This is a genomic window from Aeromonas sp. R7-2 (assembly GCF_040908105.1).
Classification (GTDB): Bacteria; Pseudomonadota; Gammaproteobacteria; order Enterobacterales; family Aeromonadaceae; genus Aeromonas; species Aeromonas caviae.
Genome location: NZ_JBFODC010000016.1, coordinates 88,086 through 102,911, shown reverse-complemented (window position 1 = coordinate 102,911; position 14,826 = coordinate 88,086). Strand labels below are relative to the sequence as shown.

Below are 14,826 nucleotides of genomic sequence, written 5' to 3'. Positions count from 1 at the left end.
GGGGCCTGCGTGATGGCAAGCACACTCATATGGAAATGCATTGGTGTTTGTCATATGGGTACGCTAGGTTATACCCGGATTAACTTGGCCCCCGGGATGGGGCCGTATTTTTGACATTTGTTCGGGTGATAAAAATGAAAAAAAACGTGCTGAGTATGGCAGTGGCTTGTGTGTTGTCCGGTGTCATGTTGACCGCTTGCGGGGGCGGTGGTGACGATAACGGTGGCGGCAGCAATGGTGGCAACAATGGCGGTGGCACCGACACCGGCAGCAAGCCTCTTCACACTGCCGTCTTCCTGGATTCCGTCGTGGGTGGCCTCGACTATCGGTGCAACGATTACACCGGTGTCACCAATGCCAAGGGTGAATTCCTGTTTGATGATGGCGACACCTGCGAATTCGCATTGGGCAACCAGCGCCTGGGGGCGGTGACCCTCAAGGCGGGCAACTCGCTGGTGACCCCTTACACCCTGGCGGGTGACGACAAGGAGAAAGCGATCCGCATTGCGGCATTGCTGCAGACGCTCGACAGCGACAGCAATCCGGAGAACGGCATCACCCTCGACAAGGCGCTGGTCGCGCAACTGGGGATCGTCGAACTGGGTAGCGATGACGCCTTCAACACCTCCCTGGTCGAGGCGCTGAAAACAGCGGGCCTCACCAAGGCCGTCGTCTCTCTGGCTGCGGCGAAAGCCCACCTCTCCGCCACCCTGGCTGGCGTCAATGGCCGCTCCGTGGCGGTCGACAAGGTGCTGAGCGATCTGCAGGGACTGACCGATCTGAAAAACCTGGACGTCGAGAGCAAGTTCAAGGAGTACAAGGAGACCCTGCAGGCCGAGACCGGTGAGAGCGGCAAGGCCGATCGCCAGATCGTGCTGGCCATGCTGACCATGCTGGAGGTGACCAACAACCCCGTGGTGGCTGAACGCCTGGCCTTCACCTCGTCCGCCATTGGCAGTGGTTACAGCACCAGCCTGGCCAAGGTGATGGATGTCATCATCCATACCCCCGGCACCGCCTCCGTGGCGCTCAAAGGTGGCAAGGGATATACCCGTGACGTGGCCAAGCTGATGGGCGCCTATGCCGACAGCCTGGAAAACGTCGCGGCTGCCCTGGCCGATATCCAGGATCCGGATTACAGCGCCACCTATGGCGATAACGATACCGTCACCCTCAACCTCGACGGTGCCAAGGCACTGCGGGCGTCTGCGATGGCGATGGCATCGGCCCTCAACATCGCCGCCTCCTACCAGTACGGTCCGGACAGCGCCTATGTCACCCAGCAGGAAGAAGTGACCTTGCCGCGTATGCACATCAAGGACACCTGGGGCATGCAGCCGACCACCACCTATGAAGAGAGCAGCAGCACCTTCGAGACCCAGTTCAGTCAGCAGGAAATCGAGCCGGATGCGCTGGTGGCGCACGCCGATTTCTTCCGTTTGACCGACGATGCCAAGGCACGGTTGGCCAAGGCCAAGTCGCAGTTGAAGGATGCGGTGAGCCTCGCTCTGACCATCGATCAGAGCAAGCTGGACGAATCGTTGACCCAGGATGAGATCGAGGCCAATGCCGCGACTCTCAAGGAGCTGGCGAACCACTTTGCAGGCACTGTGCCCACTATCCAGTGGGAAAGCGTCGAGACCCGATACGTCAATACCGGCATGGGCTGGCAGCCTCAAGAGGTGGGGGTGAAGTACAACATCAATGTGCTGCCGTTCTTCGATGAGATGCTGGATCGCAGTGACATGACCATCAAGGTGACCGGCGGCTGTGATGGCGCCGTGGGGGAGCGGGATGCCGAGCTGTCCAAGGCCATGGGAGAGCCCATGTGTCTCATCACGAGCGACGAGTTCAAGGCACTTGCCCAGAGCGATCGCGGCGCACTGAAGTACATCGGCTGGATGCAGGAAGATCAGGAGAGCCACACCGCCATCTATGCCAAGGGGGTGGGTTATGACTGGTCAACCCAGATGACGCCGGTGGCCGGGTCGACCTTTGACAAGGTCTTCGTCTCCTGTACCGACCTGGATGACAACAAGGTCAACTGTGCCGATCAGCTGTAAACCAGTGGGAGCGCTCCTGACGGGGGCGCTCCTGTTGTGGATGCCGGTGGCACAGGCTGCCGGCATGCTGACGCGCTACACCGATTATCGGGAGCGAGTCTTCGATCGTCAGGGTCAGTTGCAATATCAATTGACCACCCACGAATACTTGCAGCGGATGCCCAGCGGGCGTCCGTCATTGTCCAGTCTGTTTGCGTTGCGAGAGATGCAACGAGCATCACTGCAGCTCAAGCAGGGCACCTTGATGGTGAATGACGTCATCGTGCGCTTCGAGCATGGGCATTATCAGGACGGCATGCTGGTGATGGGGAAAACGGAAGTGACCCTGCCTGAGGGTCGCATGCTGGCCGCTTCACTTCGATTTGATCCCGTCCAGCAGATGCTGGATGCCCCCCGCGCCCGGTTGCTCAGCTTTTCCGGTGAGGTACTGGGCCAATACCGGGACTATCACCGCCCCCTTCGTTGATCCTGCCGGTTGGTCTCTGGCGGCTCAGGCCGTATAATCCCCGCCTGTATAAATAAACAGGAGTGGTGATGGACGTTTCAACCCTGCTCGACGGGCTCAATGACAAGCAAAGAGACGCGGTGGCGGCCCCCCGTTGCAACCTGCTGGTGCTGGCCGGTGCCGGTTCGGGCAAGACCCGGGTGCTGGTGCACCGTATCGCCTGGCTGATGCAGGTGGAACGCTGTTCACCCTTCTCCATCATCGCGGTCACCTTTACCAACAAGGCGGCGGCCGAGATGCGCGGCCGGGTCGAAAAAGTGATCGGTGACGGCGTGCGCGGCATGTGGATCGGCACCTTCCACGGCATCGCCCACCGCCTGCTGCGGGCCCACCATCTGGATGCAGGGCTGCCGCAGGATTTCCAGATCCTCGACTCCGACGACCAGTACCGCCTCATTCGACGGGTGCTCAAGGCCCTCAACCTCGACGAGAAGCACTGGGCCCCGCGCGCCGTGATGGGCTACATCAACGGCAAGAAGGACGAGGGGCTGCGCCCCGGCGACATCGACCTTTACGGCGACCCCGTCACCCGCACCTATCAGCAGATCTACAAGACCTATCAGGAGACCTGCGATCGCTCCGGGCTGGTGGATTTTGCCGAGCTGCTGCTGCGCGCCCACGAGCTGTGGTTGAACAAGCCCCACATCCTCGAGCACTATCGCGACCGCTTCCAGAACATCCTGGTGGACGAGTTCCAGGATACCAACGGCATCCAGTACGCCTGGCTGCGGATGCTGGCCGGTGACACCGGCAAGGTGATGATCGTTGGCGACGATGACCAGTCCATCTACGGCTGGCGCGGTGCCAAGATCGAGAACATCCAGCGCTTCCTGACCGACTATCAGGGCGCCGAGACCATCCGCCTCGAGCAGAACTACCGCTCCACCGCCAATATCCTCAAAGCCGCCAACAGTGTCATCGCCAACAACGCCGAGCGGCTCGGCAAGGAGCTGTGGACCGAGGGCGCTGAGGGGGAGCCGATCTCCCTTTACGCCGCTTTCAACGAGGTGGACGAGGCCCGCTTCGTGGTTGGCCGCCTCAAGGATTGGAAAGAGAAGGGGGGTCTGCTCGCCGACTGCGCCATCCTCTATCGCTCCAACGCCCAGTCCCGGGTGCTGGAAGAGGCGCTGATGCAGGACGCCATGCCGTACCGGATCTACGGTGGCCTGCGCTTCTTCGAGCGCCAGGAGATCAAGGACGCCATGGCCTACCTGCGGCTTATCAACAACCGCGGCGACGACGCCAGCTTCGAGCGGGTGGTCAACACCCCGACCCGGGGTATCGGCGATCGCACCCTGGAGATATTGCGTAACAACGCCCGGGATCAGGGCCAGAACCTGTGGCAATCGGCCAAGACCCTGCTCAATGACAAGGTGCTGACCGGTCGCGCCGGCAACGCCGTGCGCGGCTTTGTGGATCTCATCGATGCGCTGGAGAGCCAAGTCTCCCTGCTGCCCCTGCACCAGCAGGCGGACATCGCCATCCAGCACTCCGGCCTCAAGGCGATGTATCTGGCGGAAAAGGGCGAGAAATCCCAGGCGCGGGTAGAGAACCTGGACGAACTGGTTACCGCCTGCCGCCAGTACCAGCGCCCGGACGAGCTGGAGGACATGAGCGATCTCTCCGCCTTCCTCGCCCACGCGGCGCTGGAATCCGGCGAGAATCAGGCGGACGAATATGCCGACGCGGTGCAACTCATGACATTGCACAGCGCCAAGGGGCTGGAATATCCCCTGGTGCTGCTGGTCGGTGTGGAAGAAGGGATGTTCCCCAGCCAGCAATCCACCGAGGAGTCGGGGCGGCTGGAGGAGGAGCGGCGCCTCTGTTACGTCGGTATGACCCGCGCCATGGAGAAGCTCTACATCTGTTATGCGGAGAGCCGCCGCATCTACGGCCGCGAGATGTTCCACAAGCCGAGCCGCTTTATCCGCGAGATGCCCGCCGAGTGTCTGGAGGAGATCCGGCTGCGCACCCAGGTGAGCCGCCCCACCCAGTACGGCCGCTTTAGCCAGAACGAGGTGCAGCAGAGCTTCGACGCCAGTGGCATCAAGCTCGGCCAGCGGGTGCTCCATCCGAAATTTGGCGAAGGCATAGTGCTGAACTTCGAAGGGGTCGGCCAGCAGAGCCGGGTGCAGATCCAGTTCGACGACGTCGGCGCCAAGTGGCTCGTCACCGCCTACGCGAGATTGGAGGCACTCTGATTATTCCTGCCTTTTGACCCAACCAACCCGGCTTAGGCCGGGTATATATGCGTAGTTGATGAACCTGCGGATTTAAGACTGAATCTAAGTGTCTGAGCATTTTCATCTGCTCTGTATGCCATAGAATGGTATGAATCCATAACTAATAATAGAAACTATGTATCAACTTCAGTAAAGATTCTGAGATAAAAGGAAGGCAATTGTGATCTACATCTCTAATCTCTTACAGCTAACATAATATTTTAATAGATCTTAAACGATGATTTAAGTTCTATCCGAATCTTAAGGTGTTATGCTCACTTTTGGATAAAACGTATAAACATTGCTTTATCAATGGCGGAAGAATAATGTATCCTCACTAGACATGAAGCCAGTCAATTATAATAGGGATATATTGATATAAATGACGATGGTCTTATCTTATGAGAGCGAACAGATTCGTAATGTCTGTAACAAAGAGGTCTTTGCTCAGCAGACTCTACCGAGACATGTAGTTAATATGTTGATACGTAGGCTTGCAGACTTGCGTGCAGTTTCAAATTTGCATGATCTCCTAGCAGGTAACCCAAGAGAATGCAATGCACTCCCTCCTGGTGAGTATATGATAGACCTATGTGATGGATACTCTCTTATTTTTAGCTCATCCCATCAAATTACACCTATACTCTCTACAGGGAAGGTTGACTGGTCAAAAGTAGACCGTATTAAGATTCTTAGGATTCAAAGAATATGAATGCACTAGATAGTTATTCTCCTAACTGGATAAGTCCTCCTGGAGATACAATAAGCGATATATTAGGTGAGAGGGATATATCATTTCTTGATTTTAAGAGTCTTCTAAATTTATCCGAACTAAACGCAAAGCAGCTCCTTGACGGGAAGCTTAGGATTAATTCTGCTTTGGCAGAAAAATTGTCTGTCGTTTTGGGGGCATCACAATCTTTTTGGTTAGAGCGAGAAAAGCAGTATTGTGAAGCTCTAGCTAGAGTTAACCAGGAACTAGAACACAGTAAAAAGTATTGGCTTTCCTCCTTACCTACAAAAGAAATGGTAAAGCTTGGATGGTTACCGAAAACTATCTCTCAGTTCCAAGAGTTTATATATTGCCTTGACTTTTTTGGTGTTGATAATCTCGATGAATGGAAAAAAGATTATCAAAATAAGCATTCAACAGTAGCCTTTAAAACATCTCAACACTTTATTTCTGTGCAAGGCGCGCTCGATGCTTGGATCAGGCAGGGAGAAGTGCTTTCTAAGCGTATAGAATGCAATTCATGGGATAAAAGTTTATTTATCTCTATACTTCCATGGATTAGAAAATTAACTAGAGAGAAATCACCCTCTGTTTTTGTGCCTAAGTTGCAAGAGGCTTGTGCTTCATGTGGTGTTGCTGTGGTTATTGTTAGGGCACCGACTGGTTGTAAGGCAAGTGGTGCTACTAAGTTTATTAGCAATGACAAGGCTATGATAATTATGAGCTTTCGTCATCTATCTGATGATCATTTTTGGTTTACTTTTTTCCATGAAGCGGGTCATTTGATCTTGCATGATAATAATTTGACATTTATTGATGATGATACTGTTGATATTAATGAGAAAGTTGAACAGGAAGCAAATGACTTTTCAAAATATCTTTTAATTCCAAAAGAATATAATGGCAAGTTGTATGAAATAGCTAATGATGGACGACTAGTTTTACGTTTTGCTAGAGAAATAGGAATATCACCAGGAATTGTTGTCGGTCAATTACAGAAAAAAAATATCATTCCATATAGCCATTTAAACCGTCTCAAGACAAAGTTTGAATGGCTATAGGTATAATCCTCACCCCCTGAATTTAATAAATTCATTTGGGCTTTTCTGCCAATTACATAGTGAGTCTTCAATTATTTGCATACCTATATTCAAATCTATATCTAAGTCCGATATCCATTTCTCTAGAAGCTCAGGACTATAACTACTCGTTCTTGTACCAAAAAATAGTAGATTTGCCCCTCTTTTGGGGCCGGTTGCTTCCGACATGTAAGTTGAATCAGCTTCAATATCCATTATGTCAAGTTTTCCTAACATAGTTAAATAATCAAATTTTGCTGTCCTGCCAAATCTTAATACAGAGCTCATAGACTTATAAAGCATCTTAAACCGATCTTTTTCGTTTATGGACTTTTCTTCAAATGTCTTTATTAGGTCAAGATGATCACCAAAACAACAAACCCAATCAATATAGCTTTTGATTATTGCCCCATTCCAATTTCTCTTCTTTGGGTTTAGTGATTCATACTTTCTATGGTTGCCAAATTTACCCAGTCTTCCAAGTTTTATATGGTTGTCTGATAACCATTGTATAAATTCATCTGTATTGGATGTAACATTTTTCCAAGACCAAATCATCTCATCATCAAGGGAACCATATACACCTTTGGACAGACTCCATTGATTTTTTGAATTTTTTCCAAAATGAATTGCCAAAAAAGCTAACCAACAGGCTTCATTTATATCCCCTATTCTTCTCATTAATACTGCAGCTTTTATAGGGTCAAACATTTCACTTTTTGGATTTGCTCGTTCATAACTCATCTCTTGCTGATTTAGCATTTTTACATAATCAACTCTTCGCTTGCTTTCAACTATCTGGAACAATAAAACGTCTAAGTTATTTGGATTGTTAATTCCTTTTAGCTCCCTGACACTGCCACTATGATTTATAAGTTTAACTCTGATCTTTTCAGCGAATGCTCGATCACTTTCCTTCATTTTTCAATACCCCCAAGTAATTGCATAATCTATTACTTATTTCATCTTTGACTTTATTGGTCACACCAAAACTACTTTGTATATTATGGTTAAATCCATATATATATATAGTTCTTCCAATGTCTATTCCTGATATGTGCGTCAGTTTTCCTGTGTACTCATAGCCATGAATGTTTTTACCTGTCTTTCTTTTTAGGGATAAGGACTCTACACAGGTTTCATTTAGTTCTAAGTCAGAGATAAACTTTAGTTGCTCGACAATAGTCCTTCCATTTAATATTAATAACCCTATAGTTGAGTTTTTTATTATGGCGCCTAATGATGACGATGTTCTTGATAATAGTAGCTTTTTTTCTTTAACATTAAGTGCTGACCATTTTTCATAGGTGGCAAAAGGGACAAGGTCTAAATGGCATGCATTGCCATTCACTCCATAAAAACTAAAGCCAGACTTAAGCAATAAGTTATCTAATGGCCTAAACCATCGATCGTATGGTTTTCTGAGAAAATATGAATTACAGGTTTCCATTATTAGATCTAATTTCTGATCATTAAGGTCGCTCCAGTCATTAATCTGCAATGACTTTTTTGTATGGAAACGCCTCTCGTCTCCTTCCAGCTCATTCCCATTGTCATCAAAGAATTCATTATTACTTGGATTTAATCCCAATGTAGCTACTTGCGCAGTGGAGATGTTACCAAAGGCAGGTATAGGGCTTCCATCTAAGATAACTCCTGTGTTGGCCAAAGTAGAGTTATACAAAGCGTCGACAAGCATTTTTGTTATGTTTTTATATGTTTTATCGCAATGTACTTTTGATGGGGTGGGCGTGTTTCCTTTCGATTTTATATAGATCTTATATTGTTCATTTTCTATCTTTTCTAAGATTGAATTTATAACGAAATCATCTTTCCCATGTTTCTTTGCATGAAAATACACTAAAAGATACAAAATATCTTTCCAATATGTGTTAATAGATAAAGCATCTATGTTTACATCTACACCCAATCTTATTTTTTGTTCATTTTCTAGAACTACATCTAAGTCTGGAGCTATGTTCGTAACTGGCATCGGAGGCATCTGATATTCATCCTGCCATCCTTCACATATATACTGTGTAGCATGAGGCTTATTCTTGTCATATAAATGTAGACTACCTACGAAATGTTTATAATCACCAATGTCACATTCTAATTTCGCGGCCGCATATTCCTGAATCATTGTAAATGAAAAAATATCATGGGGTAGCCCTAAGAAAACATCATTTGAACGCATGTGCACAATCAAAGAGAGTTTATCTCTCCGCAAAAGGAATTGTAGTGTGCAGGTACATGGAATGTCATTATGCTTTTCTTTTAAATCTTCAGCATCAAAAATCTGAATTATGGCTTGGCGAGAATCTTTTTTCTCTGCAAGTAATGACATAACTCGATCAAACTGTCCATTTGGGCCAAAAATCCTTGGGCCATATCCACCATATATGGTCTTGTTATCATCGGAAAATTTATCATACATTGGTATGTAATAGCGAATAAATGACAAGTCATTCCTGCCTGACATATACCAAAACAACTCGCCCAAAGCGCTAAATACTTTCCCTCTTCCCTCTGTTCGACTTAGTCTGGCTCGAGGGTTTTTCATCCTGATTAATACGCCAGTAATTTCACTTGCTTTCCCTTTTGATGGGCTTATATTAGCTTTCCCTTGAAGCTTTTTATATAACTTCATCAATATATCATCAAGATTGTCACCACATATATACATGAATAGCCTCTTGTAATAGTGTATCGATGAAGGTGCTTTTAACGTTGTCAAATTATGACTAGTTCTTAGGTGCCGATCATTCTGACCATTCTGTAGCTGATGAGGCTACGCCTTATTTTCTAGGTAGAGCATCCGATCATTTTTATCCAACTTACTCCCCATTCCCCCTTGCTTGTCTTCCTCCTCACTGACCTGACTCAGCTTGGAGCGGGCCATCAGCAGACCCATCTTGACCTCCTGCCAAACTCAACAGTTTTTGCCCGCCTCGGCACTGAGGGTCTGGGTGGCATCGTTCTCCGATTTGTAAGAGATGCGGCTGCCCGGCGCCCTCTGTTTTGGTTGGAAGAGAGGAAAGTAAAGGTTCGCATGAGGCTTTGTTGCCGGGCAACCACTCAAACCGCCGTCGATGTGACGGGATTCAATATTCCGACAATTAACCTGCATGGGGCAGGTCCGTAGGTTATTGGTAAGTCAGACAGGCGGGTCCCAGGCTCCCGCCTGTCTGACTTACCTCAGCTGAAACGCCTTGACGATACATTCGATAAAGAGCCGCACGTTGCGGGACTGTTCCTTGTGGAAGGGGTAGACGGCGAACAGGGCGTGGGGGTCGGGTTGCCAGTCGGGGAGCAATCTGACCAGGGTGCCGTCCGCCAGTTCGTCCGACACGAATTCATCCGGCACCAGGATCACCCCGAGCCCCTGCACCGCCGCTTGTTTCAGGGCGATGCCGTTGTTGGCGCAGAAGCTGGCGGGGGGCAGCTCCACCGCCACGCTCTCCGCGTCCCGGGTGAAGAACCACTTGTTGGGGGAGGAGGAGAGGCTGTAGCGCAGGCAGTTGTGGCCCTTGAGATCCGCCGGGTGGGCAGGCTGGCCCGCCTCCTTCAGGTAGTCGGGGGCGGCGCAGAGCACCCGCTGCACCTCGCACAGGGGTTTGGCGCGCAGGGTGGAGTCCTCCAGGGTGCCAGCCCCCCGGATCACCACGTCCAGCCCCTGATCCACCAGATCCATGTAGGCGTCGCTCAGGATCACCTCGATGCCGATTTCCGGATAGCGGCGCTGGAAGGCGCAGACGAGGGGATTGAGGCGGATCAGCCCGTAGGACATGGGCATGCCGATCCTCAGCCTGCCCCTGGGGGTGAAGGAGGCGGCCATGATGGACTGGTCGGCGGCCTCCAGGCTGTCCAGCACGGCGCATATCTGGCCGTAATAGGCCATGCCGGCTTCGGTGACGCTCAGCCGCCTGGTGGTGCGGTTGATGAGGGCGATGCCGAGAAAGGCCTCCAGCTCGTTGATGTTCTTGCTGACCGCCGCCTGGGAGAGGCGCAGGTCGTCCGCCGCCGCCCTGAAGGTGCCCATTTCCACCACCCGGCGAAAGACGTTCAGCGCCGTGATCTTGTTCATCCTGCCCCCGTTAATTCACTACTGGTAAATGATGGCGCCATCATTGCGCACTTTTATCACAATAGTGCGGATCCCCGGGGTGTCCACCCCCCATCCCCCGCCAGACAGAGAGTTGCCCGTGGCAGACCGGTCCGGATCATGGCCCTCCGGGCGTGGCGGGCCCGGCAGAGACGCAGACGAAAGAGAGGCGATGAGCCCCGGGCTCCCCGGCCCGTGACGGCAGGCATAAAAGCAGGCGGCAGGGCCCGGGCCCCGCCGCCAGATGGCACGCACCGGCTTACTGCACCTTGCCAGGGGCGGGGGGCAGGGTGATGCCGACATCGGCCCAGGGGTTGGTGCCGAGCAGCTGGGCGTGGGGCACGTCGGCCTGGTAGCGCATGGTGAACGCTCTGGGTCCGTGGGCGAAGGCCACCAGCAGCCCCTGTTTTGCATCCATCAACCCGGCGTGCATGCCGAGCCCGTGATAGCTGATCCGCACGGCCTTGTCCTCAAGGCCCACCTTGTCTATCTGGAAGCGGGCGATGCTGCCGTCTTTGAGGGTAAAGCCCCAGCGGAAGGGGCCGCCGCTGACCACCGTCATCACCTCGTCGATGTCGGTGCCGTCCTCGGCGGAGTTGACGTGCATGCGGCCATATTTGCCGAGCACGGCGCTGCGGGTGCGCTCGTCCAGCGCCATCAGGTCATAGACCTTGGGGTAGGGGCCGACGCCGGTCTCTTCGGTGGCGACGCCGCCCCCTTGCACCGCAGGCGCGCGCCCTGCGAGCCTGGCCTGCTCCAGCAGTTCTCCCTGACTCAGGTTGAAGGCCGAGATCAGGGCGCCGTGCTCCGCTTTGGTCAGGGCGCGGCGGTGGGAGGCTTCAAGCAGGGGCCTGGCGGCCTCGGGAATGTCGACGGTGACCACGTTGACGCCGATGGGGTTGAGCGCGTTGTTGACCGCTTCGACCCCGGTCACGGCGGGGCGGCCATCGCTGAACTGCACCGAGACGATGTCACCGGCGAAGGTGTTGAAAGAGAAGGCCGAGGCGAGGGTGCCGGCCAGCAACGGGATATGGGTGAGTTTCATACAAGACTCCTCGTTAAGGTTCGAGAAGCAGTCTAGGGCGGTGATGTGTTCACTGAAATGACACTCGAATGATATGAAAATTCACTGGTAGTAATGAATCGTGGGGATCAGAGCCGTCGGCCCGCCCTGGGGTAGATCGCCCTCTGCCAGAGGGTGTGAGCCCGGTTGACGCAACGGGGCCCGGCTTGTGGTATGACTCGGGGCGTCACCAAACAGAACCTGTCGGAGGAAGAGACAATGCTGGCGTTGATCACCACGGCGCACCACACCTGTTACCCCAATCCCATCGCCTTTCGGGCCGGAGAGCGGGTGCGCATCGGCCACGAGGACGACGAGTTCCCGGGCTGGGTGCGCACCTTTACCGCAGACGGCAACGAGGGGTGGGCGCCCCTGTCCATGCTGACCCCGATCAGCGCCGAGGAGGCGCAGGCGCGCCAGGACTATACCGCCCGGGAGCTGGACGTGGCGGCGGGGGAGCGGGTTCGAGTGGATCGGGAGCTGGCAGGCTGGCTCTGGGTTCACAACGAAGCGGGGCAATCAGGCTGGATACCGGCAAGCTGCATCGCCTCGCCCTCATAAGGTGCAGCGGCTCGGAGAAGGAGTAGAGAGCAGAAACCCGGCCACTGACGGGGCGCGGCGGCCGGGTGAATTGTAAAGAGTAGGGTGACGGGAAACGGGATCAGCCTAGTCTAATCAACTCGATGGGGGCGTAGCGCTCCTGGCTGTTCGTCAGCAGCACGCACTTCTCATGTTCCGCCTCATAGGGGGTCAGGTTGTCGGTGTGCGCCTCCTTGAGGGTGTCGACCGCGCCGGTGGCGGCAATCATCACCCGTTGGCCCAGGGTCAGCACATTGCGGTTTCGATCGTAGATCTTCATGGCATTCTCCTTGTGGGATGGGTGCCCCGGCCCGTGCCGGGGCAACGGGCTCCAGACTACGCCCCTCGAAAAACGAGATGCCTGTCACAGATCAAAAAAAGGGGAAAGAGGGACTCGGTGCGGCGACGGGGTATGGCGCTCTGGCCTCGCAGCCCGCCGGTGATCGCCACTGCCTGTCGCAGGGCAGGGAGGACGCCCTCGCTTTTCACCCCCTCGGGCTCGAACTGCAAGGGGGATGCGCTATAGTGGAGCCGCTCGTTTTACTGCCTTCAACCAACCGAGAGTGCATTATGAATCGTGATATCGCAGCCCAGTTCATCAAGATGCTGACCAACCTGGACCAGTGTCTGGCCAAGGCCGAGGCCCACGCCGAGGCGAAGAAATTCAACGTGGACAACTTCTTCAATGAGCGCCTCATCGTCGACATGCTGCCCCTGAGCAAGCAGGTGCTGATCTGCTGTGACAGCGCCCGCGCCGTGGTGGCCACCGCCAGCCTGAGCGAGCCGCCGGTGCTGGGGGATGATCCCAAGACCATGGCGGATCTGCGCGCCCACGTGGCCAAGACCCTCACCTACCTGCAAGGCAAGCTGGACGCCGATTTCAGCCAGTATGCGAGCGGCCACTACTACCCCTACTGGGCGGGCGGCAAGGGGATGGACGGCCACAGCTGCGTGCATGAGTACGGCATCCCGAACTTCTACTTCCACCTCACCATGACCTATGCCCTGCTGCGCCAGGCCGGGGTGGATCTGGGCAAGCGGGATTACCTGGGCGGTCTGAACCTGCAATAAGCCGCGCTTCAGCGACGACAAAGCCTGCCCCCTGGCAGGCTTTGTCGTTTTCGGCCCGGCTCAGCGCCCCAGATTGTCGGCCAGTTGTTTGGCGCGACTTGCGGCCCACTGATCGATCATCTTCTCCATCTCCAGGGCGGTGATGGGGGAATCCTTGTGGGTGGTGTCCGGGCTCTCGCGCGCGTCCATCACCCGCACCAGCAGCTTGCCGCTCTGGGCGTCGAGCAACTGGGCCATGCTGCCCACCTTGAGCAGATAGGGCTCCTTGCCTATCACCTCGCGGGTGACGTTGATGGCGATCTTGGCGGGCAGCAGATCCCGCAGCTTGGGGTCGGGCCGGGTCAGGTCGAAGTTGGTGATGGCCGCCTGCACCCGCATCACGCCGGGACCGGGTTCGGTGGCAATCTTGACGCCGTGGCTCATCAGTTCGCGCTGGAAGGTGGCGTGGTAGTAGCGGCCGATCTCGTTCTGCTCGTTGGCGGTCAGCAGGTACCACTGGCCGTTCTCCTGGCGGATGAACTGCAAGGGATCGAGCAGCACCTGATGGTACTGGCGCAGATCTACGCCGGGCTCCTTGTAGATGCGCTGATTGGGGTTGCTTTCACTCTGCTGGAAGGCCGTCAGCGGAATCGCCTGCAGGCTGTGGGTGACCTGGTTCTTCACGGCGCACCCGCCCAGCAGGGCGGCGGCCATGGTCATCATCAAGACTCGTTTCATGGGGGCTCCTGGCGGTGGATGGTCGCTGCAAGAACGCAGCCCGCCCTGCCCACAGAGATACCTGATCAGGCCCCTCTCTCACAAGGGGTATCTGTGTGGGGGCTACCGGGGGAGCCCCCGTGTCGGGTCACTCGGCGGGGATCTCGGGCTCCACCAGGGTGGCGAGCTGCATCAGGGACTCCTGCCAGCCGAGGTAGCACATCTCCACCGGGATGAGCGCCGGAATACCCGCCTGTTCGATGGCGAGATCGGTGCCGCACAGCACCTGGGTGAGGGTGATGGTGACCTGCATCTCCCCCGGCAGGTTGGGGTCGTCGAAGCGGTCGGTGTAGCGGATGCGCTTGCCCGGCTCCAGCGCGAGATACTCGCCGCCGAAGGCGTGGGTGTGGCCGGTGCCGAAATTCGTGAACGACATACTGAAGGTGCCGCCGACCCGGGCCTCCAGTGCCGCCACCTTGCAGGTGAAGCCATGGGGGGGCAGCCATTTGGCCAGGGCGTCCGGCTCGATAAAGGCTCTGTATACCCGCATCGGCGGGGCCTTGAGTACGCGGTGCAGGGTGACTGTGTTCATGGGGGACTCCTCTTGGCGGCAACAGGGACGGGTCGCAGCAAGGATAGCCGTCATCCCCGTGGCCTGCGGGGGTGCGTCGCCTCCTTTCGCCTGCAGAGAGGATTTTTCGTTTTCTCTT

13 protein-coding genes and 1 pseudogene are annotated in these 14,826 nt (G+C 54.3%); 6 read left to right on the top strand and 8 right to left on the bottom strand.

Annotation, left to right across the window (positions count from 1 at the left end):
- Positions 1–155: 155 nt before the first annotated feature.
- The 4 genes from AB5Y47_RS04235 to AB5Y47_RS04220 all read left to right on the top strand — a co-directional run bounded on the left by AB5Y47_RS04235 (position 156) and on the right by AB5Y47_RS04220 (position 6,584).
- The gene (locus tag AB5Y47_RS04235; protein WP_368219877.1) at positions 156–2,063 is read left to right on the top strand and encodes a hypothetical protein; all 1,908 of its coding nucleotides are present in this window, start codon (positions 156–158) and stop codon (positions 2,061–2,063) included.
- A 4-nt stretch (positions 2,064–2,067) separates the two neighbouring features.
- The gene (locus AB5Y47_RS04230) at positions 2,068–2,529 is read left to right on the top strand and encodes a hypothetical protein (protein WP_146054082.1); all 462 of its coding nucleotides are present in this window, start codon (positions 2,068–2,070) and stop codon (positions 2,527–2,529) included.
- Positions 2,530–2,597: 68 nt separating this feature from the next.
- Positions 2,598–4,769 (top strand): DNA helicase II, encoded by a 2,172-nt coding sequence (uvrD, locus tag AB5Y47_RS04225; protein WP_368219875.1) that lies wholly within the window; start codon positions 2,598–2,600, stop codon positions 4,767–4,769.
- A 729-nt stretch (positions 4,770–5,498) separates the two neighbouring features.
- Complete coding sequence (locus tag AB5Y47_RS04220) at positions 5,499–6,584, top strand: ImmA/IrrE family metallo-endopeptidase (protein ID WP_368219874.1); 1,086 nt, start codon at positions 5,499–5,501, stop codon at positions 6,582–6,584.
- 9 nt (positions 6,585–6,593) lie between these two features.
- Here AB5Y47_RS04220 and AB5Y47_RS04215 read toward each other — a convergent pair whose 3' ends face one another.
- The 5 genes and pseudogenes from AB5Y47_RS04215 to AB5Y47_RS04195 all read right to left on the bottom strand — a co-directional run bounded on the left by AB5Y47_RS04215 (position 6,594) and on the right by AB5Y47_RS04195 (position 11,752).
- Positions 6,594–7,523, bottom strand: coding sequence for a hypothetical protein (locus AB5Y47_RS04215; protein ID WP_368219872.1), 930 nt, complete (start codon positions 7,521–7,523; stop codon positions 6,594–6,596).
- Positions 7,510–9,252, bottom strand: coding sequence for a thymidylate synthase (locus tag AB5Y47_RS04210; protein WP_368219870.1), 1,743 nt, complete (start codon positions 9,250–9,252; stop codon positions 7,510–7,512). Before AB5Y47_RS04210 ends, AB5Y47_RS04215 begins: the two co-directional genes overlap by 14 nt.
- Before the next feature lie 141 nt (positions 9,253–9,393).
- Positions 9,394–9,624 (bottom strand): annotated as a pseudogene (locus AB5Y47_RS04205) (hypothetical protein); the annotation flags it as partial.
- A 171-nt stretch (positions 9,625–9,795) separates the two neighbouring features.
- Complete coding sequence (locus tag AB5Y47_RS04200; protein WP_368219868.1) at positions 9,796–10,689, bottom strand: LysR family transcriptional regulator; 894 nt, start codon at positions 10,687–10,689, stop codon at positions 9,796–9,798.
- Between the two features lie 277 nt (positions 10,690–10,966).
- On the bottom strand, positions 10,967–11,752 hold the full coding sequence (locus AB5Y47_RS04195; protein WP_266109845.1) for a hypothetical protein: 786 nt from the start codon (positions 11,750–11,752) through the stop codon (positions 10,967–10,969).
- A gap of 237 nt (positions 11,753–11,989) precedes the next feature.
- Here AB5Y47_RS04195 and AB5Y47_RS04190 point away from each other — a divergent pair, with 237 nt between their 5' ends.
- Complete coding sequence (locus tag AB5Y47_RS04190; protein WP_223954210.1) at positions 11,990–12,331, top strand: SH3 domain-containing protein; 342 nt, start codon at positions 11,990–11,992, stop codon at positions 12,329–12,331.
- 100 nt (positions 12,332–12,431) lie between these two features.
- On the opposite strand, the gene ydfZ is transcribed toward AB5Y47_RS04190, so the two are convergent.
- Positions 12,432–12,629 (bottom strand): putative selenium delivery protein YdfZ, encoded by a 198-nt coding sequence (gene ydfZ, locus AB5Y47_RS04185; RefSeq protein ID WP_010672483.1) that lies wholly within the window; start codon positions 12,627–12,629, stop codon positions 12,432–12,434.
- Positions 12,630–12,919: 290 nt separating this feature from the next.
- Between ydfZ and AB5Y47_RS04180 the strand changes: the two genes are divergently transcribed.
- Positions 12,920–13,420, top strand: a complete 501-nt coding sequence (locus AB5Y47_RS04180; protein ID WP_223954211.1) for a DUF1993 domain-containing protein — start codon at positions 12,920–12,922, stop codon at positions 13,418–13,420.
- Between the two features lie 60 nt (positions 13,421–13,480).
- Here the strand turns inward: AB5Y47_RS04180 and AB5Y47_RS04175 are convergent, their stop codons facing one another.
- A complete protein-coding gene (locus AB5Y47_RS04175) occupies positions 13,481–14,137 on the bottom strand; it encodes a DUF3313 domain-containing protein (RefSeq protein ID WP_043153569.1) in 657 nt (218 codons plus the stop codon).
- A 127-nt stretch (positions 14,138–14,264) separates the two neighbouring features.
- Positions 14,265–14,708 (bottom strand): SRPBCC family protein, encoded by a 444-nt coding sequence (locus AB5Y47_RS04170; RefSeq protein ID WP_151027786.1) that lies wholly within the window; start codon positions 14,706–14,708, stop codon positions 14,265–14,267.
- Positions 14,709–14,826 lie beyond the last annotated feature (118 nt).